Genomic DNA, 24954 nt, shown 5'->3' on the forward strand with positions numbered 1-24954 from the left:
GAATATACTTGCAATAATAATAAAAAGAAATAGTAATAACTGAGGTATAAAAATGATTAATAAAATACAAGAGGTAAAAAAAGAAGTTGCAAAAGTAGTTGTCGGGCAGGAAAAGATGATAGATTCTCTGCTGATTGCACTGTTGTGTGAAGGGCATATCCTTATAGAAGGTGTTCCTGGACTGGCAAAAACAACAACGGTCAATGCACTTTCAAAAGCTCTGGGGCTTGACTTTAAGCGGGCACAGTTCACACCGGATTTACTCCCTTCGGATATTTTGGGGGCTGAAATATACGACCCGCAGAACAATCAGTTTAAAATCAAAAAAGGTCCGATTTTTACAAATCTTTTGCTTGCGGATGAAATTAACCGTGCTCCGGCAAAAGTGCAGTCTGCTTTGCTTGAAGTGATGCAGGAAAAGCAGGTGACAATCGGTGATACGACATTTAAACTTGATCTGCCGTTTTTTGTCATGGCAACACAAAACCCAGTAGAACAAGAAGGCGTCTATCAGCTCCCTGAAGCGCAGCTTGACAGATTTATGCTTAAACTTGTCGTCGGATACAACACAAAAAAAGAAGAGCTTGAAATCGCAAGAAGAATTTCAAGCGGAAATTTTGAGACAATCAATCCGGTTTTGAATAAAAGCGAACTTGAAGAGCTGAAAAAAGTTGTACGCGATATACATGTAGACGAAGAAGTGGAAGAGTACATGATAGAACTCGTCAATGCAACAAGACATCCTGAAGAGTACGGACTCGAAGAGGTCAAAGAGTACATTCAGTTCGGAGCTTCTCCCCGTGTGAGTATAGACATGTTCAAAGCCGTGAAGGCGATGGCATTTATGCGCGGCAAAGACTTTGTTACTCCTGTTGATGTTGCTTATATCGTAAAAGAGTTGATGCGTCACCGTATTGTGCTTACATACGAGGCTGAGGCTGAAGGTATCACGACAGATGAAATCATTCAAAAAGTGCTTGAAACTGTAGCGATACCATAAGGTCGCCATAATGAGCAAACTACAAAAAATACTTGTACGGGCCCGCCGTCAGGTTTTTAGTGAGATGGTTGGAAACAATCCGTCTATTTTTCAAGGCGAGGGCTATGACTTTATAGAATTGCGTGAATATATGCCCGGTGACGACATTCGACATATTGACTGGAATATCACGGCAAAACTGCAAAAGCCTTATATTAAAATATTTCGTGAAGAAAGAGAGTTGAATGTAGTCGTGGCATCAATGCTCAACGGCAGTGTCTATTTTGGCTCCAAACGGTTTAAACAGGATGTTATTGCAGAAATTACAGCCATGCTGAGCTTTTCGACGATAAAAAACGGCGATTTGCTGAGTTCCTACATCTTCAGTGATAAGCTGGAGTCTTTTTTAAAACCGAGTAAAAAGCTTTTTCAGGTCCATAAAAGTACGAATGAAATTTTGGATTTTGATCCTTTGAACAAAAAAGCAGACTACAAAGTTTTGGCAGATACTCTGTTTAAAAGACTCAAAAGAAAATCTTTGATTGTCATTGTCGGAGATTTTTTTGAAATCCCTGATTTTAAAGTATTGGCAAAAAAACATGAAGTAGTGGCTGTCATTGTACGTGACAGACTTGAAGAGAGACCGCCGGAGATGGGCTTTACCTCTTTGGTAGATCCTGAGAGCGGTGCTGTTTTAGAAGGTGATTTTAATGCACAAACAGTCAAAGAGTATGCGAAAAAAGTTTTAGTGCATGACAGAAAACTTTATGCAACATTCAGAAAACACCAGATTCGATTTACAAAAGTTTATACAGACGGAAAAATCGGTGTTTCCTTACGACGATTATTTGAGGGCAGATAGATGCAAAACCTACAACAAAATGAAATTCCTTTGCATGATATTAAGCCGCTTATAGAGATACATGAGTACTCTTTATATTATCTTATCGGAGTGAGCCTTTTAGTTGTTCTGATACTTTCGGGTTTTATATATTTGGCATACAAATGGATGCAAAACAGAAAAAAATACAACAAAAGAGCAGAGCATTACAAGAGGCTCTTTTCGGTAGACTATTCAAATCCGAAAAAAGCGGCATATGATTTGACATTTTACGGAGCAACTTTTAAAGATGACAGTGAACGTCATTTAAAAGCCTATGAAAATATGTTGCAAATACTCCAAAAATACAAATATAAAAAAAATGTAGAAAATTTTGATACAGATACTTTACATGTAATAGAGTTATATAAGGGAATGATAGATGTTTGACGGCATATATTTCGAATTTCCAAAATTACTGTTTGTTATATTCTTTTTTATAGCATGTGAAACACTTTGTAAAATGAAGCTGCCTTCAATTTACTTTCCGCATGCTTCACAGTTTATGAAGAGTAATGTTTCTGCATCAAAACTGCTTTTCTTTTTAAAATGGCTCACAATTGTTATGATGATTTTGGCACTTATGTCGCCGGTAAAAGACGAACCGTATGAGTTGAAGCCAAAACACGGGCATGAGATAGCCCTTATTCTGGATGCTTCGGGTTCTATGAAAGAGCGTGGATTTGACCCGCTCAATCCCGCTGCATCACGCTTTGATGTTGTGAAATCAATTGTACGGGATTTTATAAACAAAAGAGAAAATGACAATATGGGACTTGTCGTTTTTGGTTCCTACTCTTTTATCGCTTCACCGTTGACATATGACAAGCATATACTGTCCCGCATTGTTGCTCAGCTTGAAGTAGGAATGGCGGGAAAATATACAGCCCTGTATGAAGCATTGGCACAGGGAGTGAACCTGTTAAAAATGAGCAAGGCAAAATCAAAAGTGGCTATTTTGCTTACAGACGGCTACTCCACAGCCGGAGTGGATAAAATTCCTTTGGATGTGGCACTGGATATTGCCAAAAAAGAGGGGGTAAAAGTTTATCCGATAGGGATAGGCGCTCCTGATGAGTACAACAGAGCCGTGCTTATGAAAATTGCAAAAGAGACAGGCGGTGTTGCCTTTGGTGCTGCAAATGCCTCACAGCTTAAAGAGGTCTATGAAAAAATTGATGCACTGGAAAAATCAGAGATAAAAAATGAAACATTTTCCTATAAAAACTATTACTATTTTTATCCGCTGTTTATAGCATTGTTGTCTCTGCTGCTTTATGTCTATTTACGAAATAAAAGAGGGAGTGTAATATGAGTTTTTTACATCCGGAATTTCTTTACTATATGTTACCGTTAATTGTTATACTCTTTGGATTGTTGCTTACACAAAAAGAATCGCATGCAACATTTTTTTCAAGCGAGGTGATGCAAAGACTCAGAGTCTCTTCAAACACCTTGACACTCAAAGCAAGAAATGCACTCTTTTTTCTGATTGCTGTATTGATGACACTTGCTTTGGCAGGTCCTGTCATCAAAGACGGAAAGATTGAAGTGACGGCTAAGAGTGCTGATATTATGATAGCTTTGGATATATCAGATTCTATGTTGGCAGAAGATGTTTATCCAAACAGATTAAAACTGGCAAAACAAAAGGCTCTTGAACTCTTGCGTCTGGCACCAAATGAGCGCATCGGTGTGATTGCATTTGCAAAAAATTCCTATCTGGTATCGCCCTTGAGTTTTGATCATGAAGCTGTTGCTTTTTTACTGAAAAAACTTAACACGAATTCTATAACAGAGCAGGGCACAGACTTTATGTCGATGCTGCAGGTTGTCGATAAAAGTATAAAAAAAGATGCAAAAAAATATTTGCTGATATTGAGTGACGGCGGAGACAAAAAAGATTTTTCTCAAGAGACTGCTTTTGCAAAGAAGCATGACATAGCGGTATTTGTGCTTGGTGTAGGCACACCGCAGGGAGCACCGATAAAGCTTGAAAATGGAGAATTTATCAAACAAAACGGAAAAATCATTGTTTCAAAACTCAATGATAAAATTGCAGACTTGGCAACAAAAACAGGTGGTGTTTATATTGAAAGTGTCAATTCTGATGCCGATGTCAAAGCAATGCTTAAAGAGATTGAGCGTCACAGTAAGAAAAAAGAGCTCAAATCAGAGCAGATTGAAAAATATATACCATTGTTTTATTATCCTTTGGGACTGGCACTTCTGCTACTGCTTATAGCGACATCTTCTATGAGTAAACGGGTAAAAGTCGAGGTGCCGGGATTGTTTGTTTTAGCCATTTTGCTCGGAAATCCTGCTCCGTCATATGCGGGATTGCTGGACTTTATGCATCTGGATGAGGCAAAAAATGCCTACAAACACAAGGAGTATGAAAAATCGGCAAAAATATATGACAGTTATGCAAAAAAGAGCAACCACAGTGAAAGTTACTATAATGCAGCCAATGCCCTGTACAAGGCCGGAAAGTACAAAGAAGCGGTTCGAAATTATGAAAAAGCAACTTTTGATGACAAAGCTGCACGTGCGAAAAATTTTTCAAATATGGGTAATGCCTATGCAAAAATGGGTGATGAAGCAAATTTGAAAAAGGCGATAGAATCTTATGAAAAATCTTTAAAACTTCATGAAGACAAAGATACAAGAGAAAACCTTGAAGCCGTAAAAAAAGCCTTAAAGAACAAAGAGCAGAAGAAACAACAGCAGAAAAACAAAAATCAGAAGAACAAAAATCAGAAAAAACAGCAGCAGAAGAATCAGAAAAAACAGCAGAACCAGCAGAATAAAGATAACAAAAAGAACGGAAAAAAGCAGGATAAGAACAACCAAAAGAACAACCAGCAGCAAAACAATAAGCAAGATTCCAAAAACTCCAAAGGCAAAAAAGACAAAAAGAGTGAGCAGAGAAAATCTCAAAAGCCGAGCGAAGAAGAGAAAAAGCAGCAAGAAAAGAATGGCGAACAACAAAAAAATCAGAAACAAAAAGAGCAAAAGAAAAAAGAACAGCAGCAAAAATCTCAGCAAAAGAGTGCGGAGAAAAAACAGAAAAAAGACAAAAAGAAGTCTGCTTCCGCATCAGCTGCACAGGCAGAAAAAATGAAAAACAGGATGAGTGATGCAGAAGAGGCAAAATGGCTCAAAAGCCTTAATAATGAACAAAGTACGTATTTATACAGATTAAACCAAAGTAACAAGAAGAAGGAAAACAGTAATGAAAAACCTTGGTAAAATAATAATAATTTTTAGCCTGCTTGCAACGGCAGGATATGCAAAGGTTGTGGCAAAGGTATATCCTAAAAGCGTTGTCAGCGGAGAAGTCGCAACCTATACCCTGACAATTACAGGCGGTGAAGTCAATAAACCGCTTATCAGTACAATATGCGGCAGCAATGTATTGGGGACAAGTTCTCAGACAAGTATTGAGATGATAAACAATGATTATAAAAAAAGCTATGTACTGAGTTATCAGTTTATGCCGCAAAAAAGCTGTGTGATTTCACCGGTGAGTGTTGAAGTAGATGGAAAAACAGAGCAATCCAACAGTGTAAAAGTAACGGTAAAACCGGCAGTACAGGATAAAAATGCCGATTTTGTACTGAATTTGATTCCCTCAAAAACAGAGTTGTTTGTGGGGGAACCGTTTACGCTCAATCTGGTGCTGAAACAAAAAGAAGATGCCGAAGCCGTTGACAGTAAATTTATAGCGCCGGATTTTAAAGGCTTCTGGATCAAAGGCGAATCACAGGCAACAAGAACTCAAAAAGACGGGTATGTCATCACAAAAGCAAGCTACAGACTGGCTCCGCAAAGAGAAGGAAATCTTACAATTAAACCGGCACAGCTTAAAATTGCGACAAGAATTTCTTCAAGGGATGTCTGGGGAGGTTTTATGCCTCAGATAAAATGGAAGAGCTATTTTTCAAATCCGGTGGAGTTACATGTAAAGCCTTTGCCTAATAATGCAAAAATAGTCGGTAACTTTACAATTGAAGCGACTGCCGACAAATTGGAGATTAATCCTAATGAAGCAGTGAATGTTACCGTCAAAGTGACAGGTGAAGGTAATTTGGAAGATATTAAGAGTTTTAAACCCTATATACCGGGTGTAAATGTTTTTGATGAAAAAATAAATATCAAAGGCAATACTCTGACACAAAAGTTAGCCTTTGTTTCAGATAAAGATTTCACAATTTCGCCTTTTTCACTGGCATTTTACAATCTTAAAACAAAACGGGTAGAAAAAATCTCTACACAGCCCATTCATATCAAAGTAAACGGTGCGGTGAAAAAAACAGCATTGAAAATACAAAGAGAAGAGTCTGTTCAAACTCCTGAACAGCCTTTACATGTAAAGGACAGAGCAAAAGTCTATGACAAACTTTCTATAGGTATAGCTTTTGTTGCAGGAGTTATCATTGGAATATTGATTATGATATTTGCAAAACCGGTGAAATTTTTGAAAAAAGAAAGAGTATTGAATCTCAATGATGAAAAACTGTTGCTTATAAAACTGTTGCCGTATAAAGACAAAGATAAGGAAGTGAAAAAAGTTGTAGATATTTTGGAAGCTAATCTTTACTCTTCAAAAAAAGAGAAGATAGATAAAAAGCTTGTAAAAGAACTGCTGAAAAAATATGATATATCCTAATCCAGGATATCATGCAGTTTGTTGGCATTGGCCATCTCTTGATGGACTTTGTCCCACTCTTCGTTTTGAATGTTTTGTTTGAGATTTGTAAGCTCTGTTTCAAAAAGTTCTATAGCTTCAAGCAGATTCTCTTTGTTCTGTCTGAAAATATCTTCCCACATATAGGGAGAACTCTTTGCCAGACGACTCATGGAACGAAACCCACCTGCAGCCAAGGCTAAAATTGTGTGCTTGTTTTCCTGCTTTAACACAGTGTTGGCAATAGAATAAGAGATGGCATGGGGCATATGTGAAATAAAAGCGGCATGACGGTCATGCTCCTGAGACTTCATAAAATGTTTTTTCATATGCAGCGATTTAAATATTTTTTTGGCAACCTTTGTCTGCAGTTCTCCACTCTCTTCAAGATCGCACAATACAACAACCTTGTCGTAGTAAAGATTTTCAACCGCGGCATGCGGACCAAAGTTTTCTGTTCCGGTCATAGGGTGTGCGGCTACAAAGTTTTTGCGTATCTGCGGCGGGACAGAGGCTACAATTTTTTCTTTTGTGCTTCCCAGGTCGATAATGGTGGTATCTGGCCCGACATCCGTCAGTTCTTTTAATATTTTAATTACACCATTGACAGGAATGGCAAGAAAAATAACATCACACTTTTTCACCTCTTCAAAAGAGACTATTTTGTCTACCAGTCCAAGGCAAAGGGCATCCTGTGTATGCTTTTGATTATGATCATAACCTACAATAGAGTCAACATAATTTTGTTTTTTTAATGAAAGGGCAAGGGAACCTCCCATCAAACCTAATCCAATAATTGCTATATTCATGTTTATTCTTTGTGTTAATTTGTAAAATTATACTGAATTTACTTAATATTAACCACATAATGGGTAAAATCTTTACTAATTTTTTAAATGGAATATGAATGAAAATACTTTTGTCTTTTTTGCTGGTTGTATTGACAACTAATATATATGCGCGTGTAGTGAAAACTATTGACTATAATGGATTAATCCACCTTTCCAAGCCGGTTGCCTTGAGAATTTTAGGATTTGGCGAAGGTGATGACATAGACAAAGAGATGGTTGACAAAGCGATTAAAAAATATTTTGATCAAGGCTATTTTAATGATATCTGGACAGAATTTGATGAAAAGGGAAAACTGACTTTTTATTTTAAAGAAAAAGCAATTATCTCCAAGGTGGAACTCAAGGGCTGGAAAGAAGATGATGATGAAGTCAAAGAGTCTGTCATTCAAATCAAAAAAGGGTCGTTATATGATGAAAAGAAAATTGAAGCTGCCAAAAAAAGAATCATTGACGCAATTTCACAAGAAGGTAAAATTGACAGTGTCGTAGAAGTTGAAACGACATATTTGGAAAACGGAAGTGTAAAAGTTACTTTTGTTGTGAACGAAGGCGAAGAAATTATTATCAAAAAATTACAATACAGTGGTGTATACGGTTTGGATCCGGATGATTTTGATGATGTTATAGCCAATAAAGAGCAAGAATTCATGGGCTGGTTCTGGGGACAGAATGACGGTAAAATGAGTCTGAGAGATTTGGAATACGATAACCTGAGAATACGTGACTATTATATGCAGTACGGGTATCTGGATGCGAAAGTAGATGAACCTTTTGTGCGGGTTGATTTTGACAACTACAGTGCTGATATGAGTTATCTGATTTCAGAAGGCAAACCATATAAAATAAGCAAAATTTCTGTCAATCAACTTGTCCATGTTGCAGATGATGCAAAATTACGAGATGCCATCTCGCTGAAAAAAGATGAAACTTTCAATATCAAAACTTTTAGAGAGGACTCAAAAAAGATTAAAACACTTGTTGCAGACCTTGGTTATGCTTTTGTTCAGGTAGTGCCTGACTTGAAAAAAGACAAAGAAAACCATACAGTCGAAGTAGTGTTCAAAGTTATGCCCGGCGAGAAAGTAAGAATCAGAAATGTATTGATTTCAGGTAATAACAGAACACTTGACAGGGTAATACGTCGAGAGTTGTATTTGGGACCGAATGATATATACTCATTAACGGATTTGACAGATTCCCGTGCAGCACTTGGAAGGCTTGGTTTTTTTGACAGCAATACAATTGAGGAAAAAAGAATTGACAACAAGACTATGGATTTGATTGTAAAAGTCAAAGAAGCACCAACCGGGAATATTCAGTTGGGAGGCGGATACGGAAGTTATGGAGGACTGTTGCTGAGTATCGGGGTAAATGATAGAAATATATGGGGGTCGGGTATTAATGTCGGCATTAAGGCTGAAAAGTCCCAGACAACACAAAACTACTCTTTCAATATCTCCAATCCTCGTCTCAATGACAGTGATTTCAGTGGAAACTTTTCTATTTATCAGTCAGCTTTTGATTATATTGACTATTCTGTTGTAAGCAATGGTCTGAGTATGGGAATAGGACACAGGTTTACACGCTATATCAGCGGTTATCTGGGATATGCTTATTCAAGTAACAGTTATACTTTTGGAGATGACTTCAATGCTTCTGTATATGGCGGGATCAATCCGTTTGAAGCTTTTACAAAAAGCAGTGTTTCTGTGAGTATAAAATGGGATAATACTGATGATTATTATCTTCCTCGTAAAGGATTTGAACTGTCCCAGAGTCTTGAAAAATCAGGGCTTGGCGGTACGGCTGACTTTATAAAGGCAAGAACAAATTTTGCCAAATACTATGGACTTCAGGATCTGCTTGGATTTGATGCTATTTTTAGATACAAAGCCAGATATTATGCAATTATAGACAACGGATACATTCCGCTTGCCGAAAAATTTTATATGGGCGGGATTGGAAGTGTGCGAGGGTACCAGGCATATACACTTTCTCCGACTGTAGCGGATGCTACTGCAGTGGATGGAATAAGAAGAGTGGGCGGAACACAAACTTTTTCAAATAATATAGAATTGAGTATGCCTTTGATACCAAAAGCAAAAATGCGTATAGTGGCTTTTGCAGACTGGGGAATGATTTCGGATAATGTAACAGATAATTTACTAACCAACAATATTTCAAGAGCCGGATACGGGCTTGGACTGGAGTGGTTCTCACCTGTCGGCCCGATTCAGTTAATGTTTGCCCGTCCGATAAACCCTCAGGATGGCGACCAGACTGCAAACTTTGAATTTACAATGGGACAGAGATTTTAGAATTTTACGCTAAAACTGTTATGTTCACATTCTAGTTTCAGTACGGCTTCTTTGGCGAGATAAAGTTTTTTTGAAGAGTTTACATGTAATGTGTTTTTTTCAAACACTAACTCAAAATCCAGGTTTCTTGGTCTGTGGCTTAAGAGTGCTATACTTAAAGAGAGCAGAAAACTGAGTGTTTTCGTAATCTGTTCTTTGGGAAGAAGTTTTTTGTAGAGTTGCAAATGGGTACTTGACGGCAGTTTGTTTTTAGCGTACTTTGTCAATGTGGCAATGAGCATGATGTCGTGATGTCTGAAACCAAACTCCAGGGCACTTTTTATCAAATAATAGGTATGCTTGTTTTGGGAATAAAAATGGACACTGCTTCCTGCGGGATATAGTTTTGCGGCTAAGGCAAGATTGTATCTGTATTTGTAGTCTATACCAAAATATTCATGGGTTAAATCAAAGAGTTTTTTAGCCAATAAGCTTAAATTATTTGAAAACTGTCTGTCTTTTATATGCGAATCTATAATATAGCGCACGGAGGTATTGTAATTGTGCGGAAATTTATGTTTGGAGTTCCTTAGCAAATCACTCAGATATACACCCTCTCGTACACCTACACCGCTTGTAATCACTTTTGAGATATTTATCTTTTTGATAAGTCTTTGTAAAATAAGCGTACCGGGTTTAATGACATCAAATCTGTTACTGTTGATAAAAAGGCTTTTGAGTTCTTTGTTGCTTTTTGCATCGAGCAGTTCTTCTATAAACTCCTGCAAGAGAGTGACCTTAAATTCATAAGCGTGTAGTTTATTCAGCGGATATGTTTCTCTCTTCATGATAGAACTGGATATTGCCCGAAATGTTCCGCCGATTCCGATGAGTGTTTCAACTTTCATCGCAGGAAGCATTTGGAGTTGTTCGTCAATATACCTGATGGCACCTTCTATGTCATCAGCATCAAAATAAAGCTCTTTAAGGCGTACTGTTCCAAGTTTTAGAGATAGAGGATGGGAGACATTGTTTTTGTCTATATAGGCAAGCTCAGTAGAACCGCCTCCTATATCTATGCTGAGTGCATTTTCCTGCATTGGCAAAAGATTGGCACAGGCAATGCCTCCGAAGTACGCTTCTTTTTCGCCACTGATAATTTTTATATTGAGTTTGAGTTCTTTTTTTACTTTTTGTAAAAAATCTTTTTTATTGGGGGCATCTCTGAGTGCCGAAGTTGCAACACAAAAGAGTTTGTTTGTCTTAAAAGAGTTACTGATCTGTATAAAGTCACTCAGTGCATCAAAAGCTCTTTGCATAGGAACCTCTTGCAGAGCTCCTTCGTGTTTGTAGGCATCTTCAGAAATTCTGACCTTTGACTTCTCTTCATGAAGCAAATGAAAAGCAAAACGTGACACTTTCTCATATATCACCATTCTCACTGAATTGGAGCCTATGTCTATGATTGCAACACGCTTTGCCAAAGAACTACTCTTCTATTTCTAAATTTTTATATTTAAACTGCAGTTCTGCCACAGTTTCAACATTATCTTTATCCGGCACTATGCAGTCAACAGGACAAACAGATATACAGGCAGGTTCATCATATATGCCGACGCACTCAGTACATCTGTCGGGATCAATATAATAAATCGGATCACCTTCTTCTATTGCCAGTGTAGGACATTCTTCTCTACATGCATCACATGCTATACATTCATCATTTATTATTAAAGCCATATTCAAAAACCTTATATTTTATATTTATTTTTTAATCTGACGATTTATAGCAAATTAAAGCTTTATTATTTTTGAAAGATTACCTCTTCTTTGGAATTATACAGGATAATTTAGAATTAAGCTGCAAAGATGCTACTGTTCCGTCAATTCCGTCTTTTCTGTTTCTTATGCTTATTTTCGCACCTAAGGCATCTGCGGCGCTTTTTGCCAGGAAAAGACCAAGACCGACGCCGGATTTGTTTCCTTGACGCTTAAATGGTGCAAATAAATCTATACTGTCATCAATTCCACATCCCTCATCTACAACCTCTATCAGTAATCCGACATCATCCTGTGAACTTCTGAGTATGATAGATTTGTCCTTGGGCGTAAATTTAATGGCATTTTGCAAAAAGTTTTGCAGAATCTGGTTTAAAAGACTTATCTGCAGTGTTGCCATAAATCCGTCGGGTTTAAAATCCATATGCAGCTGTTTGCCTTCGTTTTCGGCAAGAAGTTTGAAGTCATTCGCTTTTTGTTTTAAAAATGCTATGACATCCACCTCTACAGGTCTGTCAAGCTGTGCACCTTCCTGACGGCCTATGTTGAGTATGTTTGTTATAATTATATTCATTTCATCGACAGTTTTGTTGGTTGTTTTGATAGCTTCTATATACTCTTCGGGTGAGCGTTTTTTTATGAGAGTTACCTGGTTTTTTAATTTTATAACCGCCAAGGGAGTTTTCAGTTCATGTGCGGTCCCTATAAAAAGCTCTTTTTGATATTTGACAAAGTTTTCAATTCTTAAAATCAGATGGTTGAGTGTTGCTCCCAAAGGTTCAAACTCTTTAGGAAGTTTTTTCATATCTATCTCTGTGATGAGGTGCTCATTCATATTTGCCAGTTTGTTTGAAAATGTCTGAATAGGAGCAATAAGCATTTTGGACAAGGCAATAGCATAGATAATAACAAGCAGGATACTTGCTATATTGATAACAAAGATATATCTTTGAATTTTTTTCAGAAGATGCTTTGTCTGTGTAATATCTTTTGTAATTTTCAGATAGCTTTTATCATCAAGGTTAAAGGGATAGATGAGCGTTAAAAAAGTATGATTATTCTGAGAAGTTTCATAAATATCCATACCGGTATGAGAATTTTTCAAGTTAATGATACCGACATTTAAAGAGAAAAAGTTTTCTCCCATTGATTCATCTGTCTGAAAAACTGATTTGTATGCAGAAATATTTTTGGCATATTGTACCAATTCCTCTTTTTTTTCATCATATATTGATTTTTCTATATAAAAATACAAGAGAGATGAAAAGATGATAATGAGTGTCAGTGATGAGAATATCAGTTTGATTAAAAAGTTTGTCCGAATACTTCGTGAAGAGAACATGATATAACCCCATAAATATTTTTATGAAATTATATCATTATTTAAAATTTTATTAGATTTCTTTTGGAAAGCAGAAGCGGTAGCCTCGACGACGTACAGTTTCTATAGTAGTGATTGATAATGGTTTGTCCATTTTTTGTCGAATCTGATTGATTGCTACTTCAATGACATTTGGCGTAACAAGTTCAGGCTCTTCCCAGATAGCGTCAAGAAGCTGTTCTTTGGAAACAATCTGATCACGATGACGTGCAAGGTGAGTCAGTACTTCAAAAGGTTTTCCTTTGAGCTCTATTTCAGTCTCTTTATAGGTAATTTTTTCTTCTTCAGGATTAATTGTCAAGTCTTCAATCTCTATGATATTGCTTCCGCCAAAACGCAAACGCGCTTCAATACGAGCGATTAATACGTCAAAATCAAAAGGTTTTCTGATGTAGTCATCAGCACCGGCGCGCAGTGCCTCGATCTCACTTTCATTGTCATCTCTGGCTGAAATAACAACAACAACTGTCTTAGGAGTTTTTGTTTTGATATCACCTATGATATCCACTGAATTTCCGTCTGGAAGCATCCAGTCCATCAGAACCAAATCATAGTTACGGATGTCTAAATAGTATTCACCGTCTTTTAATGTCTCTACTACATCACTTTGGTAACCAAATTCTTTGAGTCCTTCTGCTAACATTTTGTTTAATGTTACTTCGTCTTCTATAATTAATATACGCATTAATTCTTTCCTGTGCTTAAATATTTGGTGGAATAATAGCATAAATTTAGGTTACTTTAAAGTTTTTTTCAATTTTTTTTAAAAAAAAATGAAGTTAGGATTAAGATTGGAAGTTTGTAATATTGCTTACACTGACCTTGCAGTCGGGTAAAATGGAGGGTTTTGTTATTTTTAGATATAGAGTATTTATTTTTGAAAACTTATTTTTAAGCTCTCTGCTCAAATCATGAAGTGCATCTTCAATAAGTAAAAATTTTTTGTTTTGCATATCTGTTTTTATAAATTCTGCCACCTCCGCATAGTTTATAAAAACATTGTCCTCAAAATCATATTCTATTGCAACATCAATAATGACTTCCTGCTCATTTTGTCTCTCATGTTCCAAAATACCGATGATACATGTAAAGCGTAACTCTTCTATATGAATTTTCAAGTTATATGACTCTTTTTTCTTCACCCTTGATGACACGAATGATATTGGGGATATGTTTATAAAACAGAATAAATACAATAAATACAACCGGTGCATGCGGCATATTCGGATGAAGAACAAAACTTGTAACAAGCAAAGATAAAACACCCGTGAGGGAAGAGACGGATGAGATGCGGACTGTTTTAGCCATAACAAGCCACACAACAAGAGCAATTGTTGTCTCCAGCGGCAAAAGAAACATCATAACGCCCATTCCTGTTGCGATACCTTTGCCTCCTTCAAATCCAAGATAGGGGGAAAAACAATGACCAAGAACTGCCAAAACAGCAATAGCCCATAAAACGGATTCGTCAAGCCCCATGAAGTAAGCAACAGCTAAAACGCTGACACCTTTGAGTGCATCCAATGCAAGGGTTGCAATACCGAGTTTTTTTGCCAGGTCCGGATTTTTTTCCTTGACAACGCGTAAAACATTTGTAGCACCAATACTGCCGCTTCCTGCAGACTTGACATCAACACCTGCAAATTTCTTTGCAAGCAAAAGACCAAAGGGAATACCTCCAATGAGATATGCAGCAATATAAAACTGTACATTGATATTAAATAAAAAATCCATAAATTACCTTAAATTATTTGAGTGACAGCATTCTACAGTTTTTATGCTAAATATATTTTGATATAATTGCATAATAATAAAATTATGAAATACAGGATGATTTTTTGCAGTTAACAAATGATGAATTAAAAAAACGAATTTCCGAGCTCAAAGAAAAACTGAGTGTCACAGTTGTTGCGCACTTTTATCAGCGTGATGAAGTGTTTGAACTTGCTGATATTACAGGCGATTCATTGGAATTGGCTATGAGAACAATGGCAGATGATGCAGAATTTGTACTCTTTTGCGGTGTCGGATTTATGGGACAGAGTGTGAAAGTTCTTTCACCGGACAAGCGTGTTGTTATGCCAAAAATTGCCTGTTGTGCAATGGCCCGTATGATTGACTCGCTTTATTATGATGATTCTGTGAAATTTTTAGAAGATAACGGCATTTCCAGAGAAAACATATTGCCAATCACCTACATAAACTCCAATGCTGAGGTAAAAGCAAAAGTAGGAGAGATGGGCGGAATGGTTTGTACAAGTTCAAATGCCAAAAAAATCATTACAACAGCATTGGCGGAGGGGAAGAAAATTCTTTTTGTTCCTGATCGATGTCTTGGACAAAATATTGCCAAACAGATGGGACTTAAATCTATGGTGATTGGACAAGCTGGTGATCCCAAAGAGGCAGACATTATCTGCTATGACGGTTTTTGCTCGGTGCATCAGCTTTTTACACTGGATGATATAGCTTTTTACCGTAAAAAATTTCCGGGTATAAAAATTGCAACACATCCTGAATGTGATCCTGCTGTTTGTGATGCCAGTGATTTTGTAGGTTCAACCTCACAGCTTATCAAATATATTACAGAGTTGCCCGAAGATCAAAAAGTGGCAGTCGGTACAGAGTTTAATATGGTAAACCGACTGCGACCAAAAAATACCTATGTGTTAAGCTCTACAAAACCGGAATGTCCGACAATGAATGAAACAACGCTTGAAGATGTTTACCTGACACTCAAAGCGATAGATGAGGGTGCGCCGATAAATGAGATAGAAGTTGATCCAAAAACGCAAAAATGGGCAAAAATCGCATTAGAGCGAATGTTGGCATTATGATAGAAGAGTTTGTAAAAGAAGCCTTGGCTGAAGATGTGGGGCGTGGTGATTTATATGCACTCGTAGAGCCTGCGGTACCTGCAAGTGCTAAAATCATAGCAAAAAGTGATGGGGTTGTCGCGGGACAGAAGTATATAGACGTTTTGGCAAAGCTTGAAAACTTTTCTATTCAATGGTTAAAATCTGACAGGCAGTCATTTCACAGTGGAGAAACGATTGCGGTCTTGGAAGCAGATTCACATACACTGCTTCGCTGTGAAAGAACAGTTTTGGATATGCTTTTACACGCAAGTTCTATTGCTACACTGACAAGAAGATATGTTGCAATAACAGAGCCGTATAAGGTAAAACTTTTGGACACAAGAAAAACAAGACCATTATTGCGAATATTTGAAAAGTATGCAACACGCTGTGGCGGTGCTGTAAATCACAGAATGGGACTTGATGACTCTCTGATGATAAAAGACACCCATCTCAAAACAATTCAAAATCTGCAAAGCTATATAGAAAATGCAAGAAAGGTTATTCCCTTTACTGCAAAAATTGAAGTAGAGGCCGATACACTTTTTATAGCACAGGAGGCTATGCAGGCGCAGGCAGATATCGTTATGTGTGACAATATGACACCGGCTCAGGTTGAAGAGGTTGTGGCTTTTAGAAACGAAAACTATCCGCATATCCTTTTAGAAGCGAGTGGAAACATCTCTTTGGAGACCATTGAGTCTTATGCAAAAACAGGAGTAGATGCTATCAGTTCAGGTTCATTGGTGCATCAGGCCAACTGGATTGATTTGTCAATGAAAATGGATTAGAGGTCATAATCTATGGCTGATGATGCTGAAAAAACAGAAGAGATCATTATTCCCAACAAAAAAGGAATACATTTCTTTTTCTGCGTTAGCCGCTGCGGCACTAAAGAAAAATCTATTTTAGATTTTTATGAGTTCTTCTAGGAGATATGTATGGCTGATGATGCTGAAAAAACAGAAGAACCCACCCCCAAGAAAATAGAAGATGCCCGAAAAGAGGGAAATGTTCCAAAGTCCCAGGACACTTCGGGAGTGATAACACTTTTTGTTGCCATACTTGGTATTTTAATGCTTTTTCCTTATATGGCAACACATATGATCCGTCTTTTTCAATACTATTTTTCCCTCATAGGCATGCCTGTAGACAAATTATTTGCAATAGATATTGCCATTGTTACTATAAGGGAGTTTTTGCTTATGGTCATTCCTCTGGCTGCTGCTGTGGCGATTGCCGGTGTAGTGGCTGCACTTGCGCAGTTTGGGTTTCTATTTACTACAAAGGCTATCATGCCGGATTTTAAAAAGATTGATCCCATCAAAGGAACAAAGAATCTTTTTTCTTTAAAAAAGCTTATTGAAGGTGTGAAAGTAACACTGAAATCTTTTACAACCCTGGGTGTCGGATTTCTGTTTTTCTTCTATTTTATTGAAGAGTTGCCCACAGTTGCACTCTTCGGACTGCATGATCAGCTTGTCTGGCTCAAAGATAAAATGATAATTATTGCTTTTGTGATGCTCTTTATTATCTTTATCTTTGCAATAATAGATATAATTATCGTAAGAAAACAGTATTTTGACGGGTTGAAAATGTCAAAACAGGAGATTAAGGATGAAATGAAAAATATGGAGGGTGATCCACTCATAAAATCAAAAATCCGACAGATTCAAATGGAAGCTTCTCGAAAAAGGATGATGGCAGAAGTTCCAAATGCCGATGTGGTGATAACGAATCCTACACATTACGCTGTTGCCATAAAATATGACGAGGCAAAGGCACGGGCTCCGATTGTCATTGCAAAAGGAATGGATCATATAGCACAGCAAATCAAAAAAATAGCCAGAGAGAATCATGTTCATATTGTACAAAACCCCTCTTTGGCCAGAAGTCTTTACAAAGAAGTTGATGTCGACAAGCCTATTCCCGAAGCATTGTTTCATGCTGTAGCCGAAGTTTTAGCCTATGTTTACAAGATGAATAAAAAATAGTATATAATTATATTTAAAAAAGTAGACATTTGAGAGCTTTTGATGATATAAAAAATGCAAAACATATAGTAATTCAAACAGACAACCTTTCATTTGCAAATGCAAATGCTCTGTATTCTTATGTATTGACTCTGCATAAAAAAGTCTCCCTGGTTGCTATTGAACAAATTGATGAGAAGTTTTCTTTTTTACCGTGGTTTACCCGCGTACGTGAAACTGTACCAAAGCAGGCAGACTGCATAATAGAAGCAAAACCTGATGCAACAGAACTCTATTTTGCATTAAAACAAGAAGGTGTTTCTATCAATCAAAAAATGGCAACAGCACTGTTTGGGGCTCTTTTGGAATTTACACAGGGATTTTCAAATGCAAAATGCACGGGTACAGCTTTTGCTGTGGCTGCTGAACTTATAGAACTGAAAGCTGATCAGTTTACATGTAAAGAGTTTTTACAAAGAAGAGAACCCTTGTCATTGTTTCGTTTGAAATCTATACTGTATAAAAAGATGCTGCAGAGTGATAATGCGCAGGTTATGAATATGTATGTCTCAGATGAAGATTTAAAATCAAGCGGTGCAAGGTTGAAAGATGCAGAAGAAATAATGAAAGAAGTATTGAAAACAGTACATGTAAAAGAAGTCAGGCTTTATAAAAGTGACGAAAATAACAAAATATTAAAATCAATTAAGGAAATATAATTTGAGAAACAAAAAAAACAGATCTTCGGTTGGCGGATTTTTTATAACGGCCCTTCTTATAGGCGCAGGAGCATATGTCTATTTTTCTGCAATGTTTGAAAGAAATGCCCCTGTAATTACACTGCAGACAAATGGTTACTGGAATCTCAAGAAGCCATTGCCGTTACAGATAGAAGATGAGAGCGGTATCAAATCATATAAAGTTATTTTACGAACCAAAAATGGTGAGAGTGAGTTGTTATACAATCAACTGCTGTATCCCGAAAAAGCAGTTAGTTTGAAATTGGAACCGCCAAGAGGTGCTTCAGCAATCAAAGACAAAAATATTGAAATTATTGTACAGGCACAGGATGCGAGTAAATGGAATTTTTTAAATGGCAATACGGCGGTAAAATCTTTTAAACTGAGAATTGACAAAAAAAGACCGCAGGTAAACATTGTGAACAATTCGTATAAAATATCCCGGGGAGGTGCGGCCCTTGTGATTTTTAAAGCGGAAGATGAAAACTTAAAAGAGTTGTACATAAAATCAAATCACAATAAACATTTTAAGGTAGAACCTTTTTATAAAGAGGGATATTATATAGCTTTGCTTGCCTGGCCTGTGCAGGATGAAGGTTTCAAAGCAACAGTTGTAGCAAAAGATTCTGCGGGAAATGTAAGAAAAACCTATGTTCCGCTTTATTTGAAAAACAAAACATACAGGCTTTCAAAAATTACAATTTCCGATAAGTTTTTAAACGGAAAAATTGCCGAACTGGCTGAAGAATTTGATGAGACTCAGGGAGTAGAGGATCCTCTGGAAAGATTTAAAATTATTAATGAAAATATACGAGAAAAAAATGAGGCGTTGATACATAAACTCACGTCAGATGTTCCACAGGAAATGATCAGTGATTTTAAAATTAAAAAAATGTATCCTTTGAAAAACGGAAAGGTTGTGGCATACTTTGGAGATCATAGAAAATACTACTATAAAGGTCGGTTTATCAGCGAAGCCTACCATTTGGGTTTGGATATGGCCAGTCATGCAATGGCTCCTGTACGTACTCAAAACGGCGGGAATGTAGTATTTGCAGATTATAACGGACTGTATGGGAATTCACCTGTTATTGCACACGGATTGGGGCTTTATACTCTCTACGGACACTGCTCAAGTCTGGAGGTCTCCGCGGGTGATGAGGTAGCACCAAACAGTGTTATTGCAAAAACAGGAAAAACCGGTTATGCGATGGGAGATCATTTACATTTTGGTGTATTGGTGCAAGGTATAGAAGTCCGTCCTCAAGAGTGGATGGACAAAAAGTGGATAAAACTTAATATTAATGATATTATTAAGAGTGCTAAAAAAATCATTGACGGCAAATAAAGGATAACAGATGTATCAAACAACAATCAAAAAAAGTGTGGAGCTTGTCGGGATAGGCTTGCATAAAGGTTCTCCTGTGCGCTTACGATTAGAACCTTTGGAGTCAAACAGCGGTATTGTGTTCTATAGAAGTGATGTGGATGTTTCTATTCCCTTGGTTCCTGCGAATGTTGTTGATACGAAAATGGCGACAGTTATAGGCAAAGACAATTATGTTATTTCTACAATAGAACATCTTTTGTCCGCGGTATATGCATACGGCATTGACAATCTTCGTGTTGTTGTTGATGCGGATGAAGTACCCGTGATGGACGGGAGCAGTGCAAGTTTTTGTATGCTTTTGGATGAAGCGGGCATACAGGAACTCGATATTCCAAAAAAAGTAATGATGATTAAAAAAGAAGTAGAGATAAAAGAAGGGGAAAAATATGTAAAACTTTCTCCTTCTCCTGATTTGAACTATGACTTTACCATTAAATTTCCTCATCCTGTTATTCAAACACAGGCGTATGTATTGAAATTTACCAAAGAAAGCTATAAAAATGAGATTGCCCGTGCAAGAACATTCGGATTTTTACATGAAGTACAGTACTTGCGTTCAAAAGGACTTGCTTTGGGAGGCTCACTGGAAAATGCAGTGGTTTTGGATGATAAAAAAATACTTAACCCTGAAGGTTTACGATTCAGTGATGAGTTTGTACGGCATAAAATTTTAGATGCAATTGGAGATATGAGTCTGATTGGAATGAATTTCATAGGAAATTACGAAGCATTGGCAGGAAGTCATGATCTCAATCATAAATTGACACTGGCTCTGCTTAAAGATGCCGACAATTATGAAGTGGTAGAACTTGTCGGTGAAAAAACCAGAGAGTTAGAAAAAGCCTATGCCTAAGGTTGATATTTTATGTATAGCATTGGGTTCACCGATTCTTATTGGTATATATGCAGAGAATAAACTTATAGAAACGATACAGAGCCATGAAAAAAGTTCGGATGCCCTGCCTTTAATCTATAAAGAGATATTTGACAAATATAGTGTGAAAAAACTTTTGTATGCCAATGGACCGGGAAGTTTTATGTCCATCAAAGTAGCCTATATATTTCTAAAATCACTGAGTATATTAAAAAAAATACCGCTTTTTGCAACAGATGCTTTTTATTTTAATAAAAATCAGCCTATCAAAGCGATTGGAAAGCTATATTTTGTTAAAATTAACCAAGAGATAAAAACTCAAAAAATAGAAACAGCACCGCAGGCAGATTTTATATTGCCGGATGTGTTGGATTATAAAGAGTTTAGCACAAATACAGCGCCCCTTTATATGATAGGTGCAGTTGGATAGGATAATCAGTGACAATAAGTGTACCGGCAACATCTGCAAACCTCGGACCAGGTTTTGATACTCTGGGTTTGGCAGTAGATTTGAGAAACAGAGTTGAGTTTCATCCCTCGAAATTTTTCAGTGTGAGTATAAAAGGTGAGGGTGAAAACAACCCGAGACTCAAAGGAAACAATCTTTTTATCAGTATTTTTAATGATCATTATTCAAGATTGACAAAAAACAAACAAAATTTCAAATTTACATTTTACAATCAAATTCCAATGTCCCGTGGGCTTGGAAGCTCTTCTGCTGTCATAGTGTCAGCGATTGCTTCTGCGCATGAAGCGGCGGGTATAAGGGTTTCAAAACGCCGTATATTAAATCACGCACTTGTGTATGAGTCGCACCCTGACAATATAACACCTGCTGTGATGGGTGGATTTAATGTTGCAACAGTTGAAAAAAACAAAGTGTTTTCTCAAAAAAAACATCTGCCGGATTATCTCAAAGCTGTAGTTGTCATTCCGAACAAGCAGATGAATACCTCAAAATCAAGGACCGTGCTTCCTAAATCCTATTCGAAAGAGAATGCGGTTTACAACCTTTCTCATGCAGCCTTGACTGTAGCTGCATTTTTTAATGAAGACTGGGAAATGCTGAAACTTGCAGCACAGGACAGATTTCATCAAAAAGCAAGAATGAAAACACTGCCGGAACTTTTTTCTGTACAAAAGGTAGCCTATGAAAGCGGAGCATTGATGAGTACCCTTTCAGGGAGCGGTTCTACATTTTTTTCACTTGTTTATGATGAAGATTCTGCGATGATTGCCAACAGAATGAAGCAGAAATTTCCTGACTTTAATGTAAAAGTTTTGAATTTTGATAATGATGGGCTTATAATAGAGCGATAACTCTATTAAATAAAGTAAGATTTAGATATAATGGCAAAAAAATTTCATCAACCAACGAGAATGTGCGTTTCTTGCAGAATAAGAGAACCGCAATGTAATCTATTGAGACTGCAATGTTTTAATGGTGAATTGACAGCATTTGACGGGACGAAAAGAAGTTTTTATTTATGTCAAAGTTGTCTAAAAGAAGAGAAAAAACTTCTTCGAGCTTTAATGCGTCAATGCAAAAGCCCAGATAAAGATAAACTTATGAATAAATTAAAGGAGATCATCACTGATGATAGAAAAAGTTAGAGTACACGAAATTGCAAAAGAGCTGGGAATAGCTTCTAAAGATGTTTTAGAAAAAGCAAAAAAAATGGGTCTTGAAGTGAAATCTGCACAGAGTGTAGTAACAATGGAACAAGCAGAAAGTTTAGCAAATTACATAATGAATGGTGATGATACTGCTGAAGCGCAAAAACCAAAAGTTGTAAAAAAGACATCTAAAAAAGTTAATGATGATACTCCTGAAGAAACAAAAAAAGATGAACAAGAGAGACCTGTAGCACAAGAAGAAGCTGCAACCGAACAACAAAGTACAGCCAAAACCCAGACCGAAGTCAAAAAAGAAGCTGAAGTTGAGAAAGAGACAAAAGCTGAAAGTGCAGAAGAAAAAGAGAAAAGTGTTGAAGAGAAAACACTCAAAAAAGAAGAAGCACCGAAAAAAGAGGTGAAGAAAACGACATTAAAGGTTGTGTCGCCATCACTCAGACCTGCTATTAAAAAATCAGGTTTAAAGATTGTTAAAAAGAAAAAACCAAAAGTTGAAGAAACATACAGTATGCCTCAAAAACAGGCATCAGTATCTTCTTATGGAAAAATGAGCGCAGAAGCACTTGAAGAACTGGCTCGTAAAAAGAAATCTACTACAAAACAGGCACCGACATCAAAAAAAGACCAAGGAAAAAAACTTGATATTTTTGGCGGTTCATTAGCTGAAGTATCCATGGATATGGATGATCAGGTAACATTGTTGGATTTAAATGCAACAGAACGCGCTCCAATAGCTCCGGAAGAACCTAGAAAACCAAGAGCGCCGAAACCGGCCGGTAGAAATGCAAACAAAAAACAGGCACCGCGCGGAAGAAAAGTTTCTCGTGACAAAAGAAAAAAATATGCAAAAGCATCTCATGAAGAGGAAATTGTCACACATGTGGAAATTCCTGAAGATATTCGCGTCTATGAGTTTGCCGAAAAACTAAAACGTCCGATGTCAGACATTATAAAAGTCCTTTTTGATCTGGGTATGATGATGACGAAAAACGACTTTTTGGGCGCAGATGAAATTGAGATACTTTCTGAAGAGTTTGGCGTTGAAGTGACTGTCATTGATCCTAAAGATGAATTTAATTATGTTCAGGAAAATGAAGAAGAGGATCCTAACGCTGTTGAAAGACCGCCTATTATAACAATTATGGGACATGTTGATCATGGTAAGACTTCATTGCTTGACTCTATACGAAAAGCAAAAGTAACGCAAGGTGAAGCCGGTGGAATTACACAGCATATAGGCGCCTATACGATTGAACAAAAAGGCAAAGCAATTACATTCATAGATACACCGGGACACGCTGCTTTTAGTTCTATGCGTCAACGCGGTACGGATATTACAGATATTGTTATTATTGTTGTTGCTGCTGATGACGGTGTGAAACCGCAAACACTAGAAGTCATAAAAATTGCCAAAGATTCAGGTGTACCGATTATTGTGGCTCTCAATAAAATGGATAAAGAGACGGCAAACCCTGATCTGGTAAAAGGTCAAATGGCTGAACACGGAATTTCTCCTGTTGACTGGGGCGGGGACGTAGAATTTGTTCCTGTGTCTGCAAAAACAGGTATGGGCATTGATGATTTACTTGAAAACATTCTTCTGACTGCAGAGGTCTTAGAACTCAAAGCCAACCCTGAAGCACCGGCAAAAGCAGCAGTTGTTGAATCATCTCTGGAAAAAGGACGCGGTCCTGTTGCAACTGTAATTGTGCAAAACGGAACTTTAAAAGTCGGTAACAATGTAGTCTGTGGCAGTTCGTACGGTCGTGTAAAAGCTCTTATCAATGAGAACGGCAAACAGATTAAAGAGGTCGGACCATCACATACAGCAGTCGTTGTGGGTCTGAATGAAGTTCCTGCAGCCGGTGAAATTATGATGGCAATGAACAGCGATAAAGAAGCCAAAGAGTATGCACAGAAACGTTATGAATATGAGAGAAACAAAGAGCTTTCGAAATCAACGAAATCTACATTGGAAGATATGACTTCTATGATTGCAGAAGGCAAACTCAAATCTCTTAAAGTCGTTCTTAAAACGGATGTTCACGGTTCACTTGAAGCGATTAGAAGTTCATTGACAGAACTCAGAAATGACGAAGTGAAAATTGATGTTATTTCAAGCGGTGTCGGCGGTATTACAGAGAGTGATGTCGAACTGGTAAGCAACTCTGAGAACTGTGTGTTGTTAGGTTTTAATGTCCGTCCGACAGGTTCGGTAAAAGCACTTGCAAAACAGAGAAATGTAGATATCAGAACATACTCTATTATTTATCAGCTTCTTGATGATATGACTGGAATGCTTACAGGTATGATGGCACCGAAATTTACAGAAGAAAATACAGGTCAGGCAGAAGTAAAAGATGTCTTTAAATCACCAAAAGGGATGGTTGCAGGATGTCTTGTAGTTGACGGCAAACTGATTCGCGGCGGACTTGTGCGTGTTATTCGTGAAGGTGTTGTTGCATACGAGGGTGAGCTTGTATCACTCAAACGCTTTAAAGATGATGTTGAAGAAATCGGAAACGGCTATGAATGTGGTGTGATTATCTCTAACTATGATGATGTAAAAGTCGGTGATGTGATTGAAACATTCAAAAAAGTTGAACAAAAAGTATCCCTGTAAAGAA

At 37.2% G+C, this 24954-nt stretch carries 25 protein-coding genes; 18 read left to right on the plus strand and 7 right to left on the minus strand.

Going from position 1 to position 24954, the window contains the following annotated elements; translation table 11 throughout:
* Nucleotides 1–52: 52 nt before the first annotated feature.
* Genes MNY28_RS08490 through MNY28_RS08515 form a run of 6 tightly spaced genes read left to right on the plus strand, consistent with a single transcriptional unit; the run spans nt 53 to nt 6531 of the window.
* The gene (locus MNY28_RS08490) at nt 53–1000 is read left to right on the plus strand and encodes a MoxR family ATPase (protein WP_151900811.1); all 948 of its coding nucleotides are present in this window, start codon (nt 53–55) and stop codon (nt 998–1000) included.
* A gap of 10 nt (nt 1001–1010) precedes the next feature.
* Entirely contained in the window at nt 1011–1841 is an 831-nt protein-coding gene (locus MNY28_RS08495) for a DUF58 domain-containing protein (protein ID WP_346389540.1), read from the plus strand.
* A complete protein-coding gene (locus tag MNY28_RS08500; protein WP_346389541.1) occupies nt 1842–2249 on the plus strand; it encodes a hypothetical protein in 408 nt (135 codons plus the stop codon).
* A complete protein-coding gene (locus tag MNY28_RS08505) occupies nt 2242–3174 on the plus strand; it encodes a VWA domain-containing protein (protein WP_151900809.1) in 933 nt (310 codons plus the stop codon). Before MNY28_RS08500 ends, MNY28_RS08505 begins: the two co-directional genes overlap by 8 nt.
* Complete coding sequence (locus tag MNY28_RS08510) at nt 3171–5111, plus strand: VWA domain-containing protein (RefSeq protein ID WP_151900808.1); 1941 nt, start codon at nt 3171–3173, stop codon at nt 5109–5111. The genes MNY28_RS08505 and MNY28_RS08510 overlap by 4 nt, the downstream gene beginning before the upstream one ends.
* On the plus strand, nt 5095–6531 hold the full coding sequence (locus tag MNY28_RS08515; protein WP_346389542.1) for a BatD family protein: 1437 nt from the start codon (nt 5095–5097) through the stop codon (nt 6529–6531). Before MNY28_RS08510 ends, MNY28_RS08515 begins: the two co-directional genes overlap by 17 nt.
* On the opposite strand, the gene MNY28_RS08520 is transcribed toward MNY28_RS08515, so the two are convergent.
* Nucleotides 6528–7358 (minus strand): prephenate dehydrogenase, encoded by an 831-nt coding sequence (locus MNY28_RS08520; protein WP_151900806.1) that lies wholly within the window; start codon nt 7356–7358, stop codon nt 6528–6530. The two genes, MNY28_RS08515 and MNY28_RS08520, sit on opposite strands and share 4 nt — an antisense overlap.
* A 98-nt stretch (nt 7359–7456) precedes the next feature.
* Between MNY28_RS08520 and bamA the strand changes: the two genes are divergently transcribed.
* Nucleotides 7457–9718, plus strand: a complete 2262-nt coding sequence (gene bamA / locus MNY28_RS08525; protein ID WP_346389543.1) for an outer membrane protein assembly factor BamA — start codon at nt 7457–7459, stop codon at nt 9716–9718.
* On the opposite strand, the gene MNY28_RS08530 is transcribed toward bamA, so the two are convergent.
* The 6 genes from MNY28_RS08530 to plsY all read right to left on the minus strand — a co-directional run bounded on the left by MNY28_RS08530 (nt 9715) and on the right by plsY (nt 14591).
* The gene (locus MNY28_RS08530) at nt 9715–11181 is read right to left on the minus strand and encodes a Ppx/GppA phosphatase family protein (protein WP_346389544.1); all 1467 of its coding nucleotides are present in this window, start codon (nt 11179–11181) and stop codon (nt 9715–9717) included. The genes bamA and MNY28_RS08530 overlap by 4 nt on opposite strands.
* A 4-nt stretch (nt 11182–11185) precedes the next feature.
* Complete coding sequence (locus MNY28_RS08535; RefSeq protein ID WP_151900803.1) at nt 11186–11437, minus strand: YfhL family 4Fe-4S dicluster ferredoxin; 252 nt, start codon at nt 11435–11437, stop codon at nt 11186–11188.
* A gap of 79 nt (nt 11438–11516) precedes the next feature.
* The gene (locus tag MNY28_RS08540; protein ID WP_346389545.1) at nt 11517–12818 is read right to left on the minus strand and encodes a HAMP domain-containing sensor histidine kinase; all 1302 of its coding nucleotides are present in this window, start codon (nt 12816–12818) and stop codon (nt 11517–11519) included.
* Nucleotides 12819–12870: 52 nt separating this feature from the next.
* Entirely contained in the window at nt 12871–13542 is a 672-nt protein-coding gene (gene hsrA / locus MNY28_RS08545; RefSeq protein ID WP_151900802.1) for a homeostatic response regulator transcription factor HsrA, read from the minus strand.
* A gap of 100 nt (nt 13543–13642) precedes the next feature.
* A complete protein-coding gene (locus tag MNY28_RS08550) occupies nt 13643–13975 on the minus strand; it encodes a dihydroneopterin aldolase (protein ID WP_151900801.1) in 333 nt (110 codons plus the stop codon).
* 1 nt (nt 13976) lies between these two features.
* Complete coding sequence (plsY, locus tag MNY28_RS08555) at nt 13977–14591, minus strand: glycerol-3-phosphate 1-O-acyltransferase PlsY (RefSeq protein WP_151900800.1); 615 nt, start codon at nt 14589–14591, stop codon at nt 13977–13979.
* A 104-nt stretch (nt 14592–14695) separates the two neighbouring features.
* Between plsY and nadA the strand changes: the two genes are divergently transcribed.
* From nadA to infB, 11 genes are read left to right on the plus strand one after another with little or no spacing between them, the layout of a single operon-like run.
* Nucleotides 14696–15694 (plus strand): quinolinate synthase NadA, encoded by a 999-nt coding sequence (gene nadA / locus MNY28_RS08560; RefSeq protein ID WP_346389546.1) that lies wholly within the window; start codon nt 14696–14698, stop codon nt 15692–15694.
* On the plus strand, nt 15691–16506 hold the full coding sequence (gene nadC / locus MNY28_RS08565; RefSeq protein ID WP_151901534.1) for a carboxylating nicotinate-nucleotide diphosphorylase: 816 nt from the start codon (nt 15691–15693) through the stop codon (nt 16504–16506). The genes nadA and nadC overlap by 4 nt, the downstream gene beginning before the upstream one ends.
* A gap of 12 nt (nt 16507–16518) precedes the next feature.
* Entirely contained in the window at nt 16519–16647 is a 129-nt protein-coding gene (locus tag MNY28_RS08570; protein ID WP_346389547.1) for a hypothetical protein, read from the plus strand.
* Between the two features lie 9 nt (nt 16648–16656).
* Complete coding sequence (gene flhB / locus MNY28_RS08575; protein ID WP_346389548.1) at nt 16657–17709, plus strand: flagellar biosynthesis protein FlhB; 1053 nt, start codon at nt 16657–16659, stop codon at nt 17707–17709.
* Nucleotides 17710–17738: 29 nt separating this feature from the next.
* Entirely contained in the window at nt 17739–18407 is a 669-nt protein-coding gene (locus MNY28_RS08580; RefSeq protein ID WP_346389549.1) for a phosphoesterase, read from the plus strand.
* 1 nt (nt 18408) lies between these two features.
* Nucleotides 18409–19776, plus strand: a complete 1368-nt coding sequence (locus MNY28_RS08585; protein WP_151900796.1) for a M23 family metallopeptidase — start codon at nt 18409–18411, stop codon at nt 19774–19776.
* A gap of 10 nt (nt 19777–19786) precedes the next feature.
* On the plus strand, nt 19787–20671 hold the full coding sequence (lpxC, locus tag MNY28_RS08590) for a UDP-3-O-acyl-N-acetylglucosamine deacetylase (RefSeq protein ID WP_151900795.1): 885 nt from the start codon (nt 19787–19789) through the stop codon (nt 20669–20671).
* Entirely contained in the window at nt 20664–21122 is a 459-nt protein-coding gene (locus tag MNY28_RS08595; protein WP_346389550.1) for a hypothetical protein, read from the plus strand. The genes lpxC and MNY28_RS08595 overlap by 8 nt, the downstream gene beginning before the upstream one ends.
* An 8-nt stretch (nt 21123–21130) precedes the next feature.
* Entirely contained in the window at nt 21131–22012 is an 882-nt protein-coding gene (gene thrB, locus MNY28_RS08600; protein WP_226068627.1) for a homoserine kinase, read from the plus strand.
* 30 nt (nt 22013–22042) lie between these two features.
* Entirely contained in the window at nt 22043–22306 is a 264-nt protein-coding gene (locus MNY28_RS08605) for a DUF448 domain-containing protein (RefSeq protein ID WP_151900792.1), read from the plus strand.
* The gene (gene infB, locus MNY28_RS08610; RefSeq protein ID WP_346389551.1) at nt 22290–24950 is read left to right on the plus strand and encodes a translation initiation factor IF-2; all 2661 of its coding nucleotides are present in this window, start codon (nt 22290–22292) and stop codon (nt 24948–24950) included. The genes MNY28_RS08605 and infB overlap by 17 nt, the downstream gene beginning before the upstream one ends.
* Nucleotides 24951–24954 lie beyond the last annotated feature (4 nt).

The organism is Sulfurimonas sp. NWX367 (assembly GCF_039667065.1).
Taxonomy (GTDB): domain Bacteria; phylum Campylobacterota; class Campylobacteria; order Campylobacterales; family Sulfurimonadaceae; genus Sulfurimonas; species Sulfurimonas hydrogeniphila.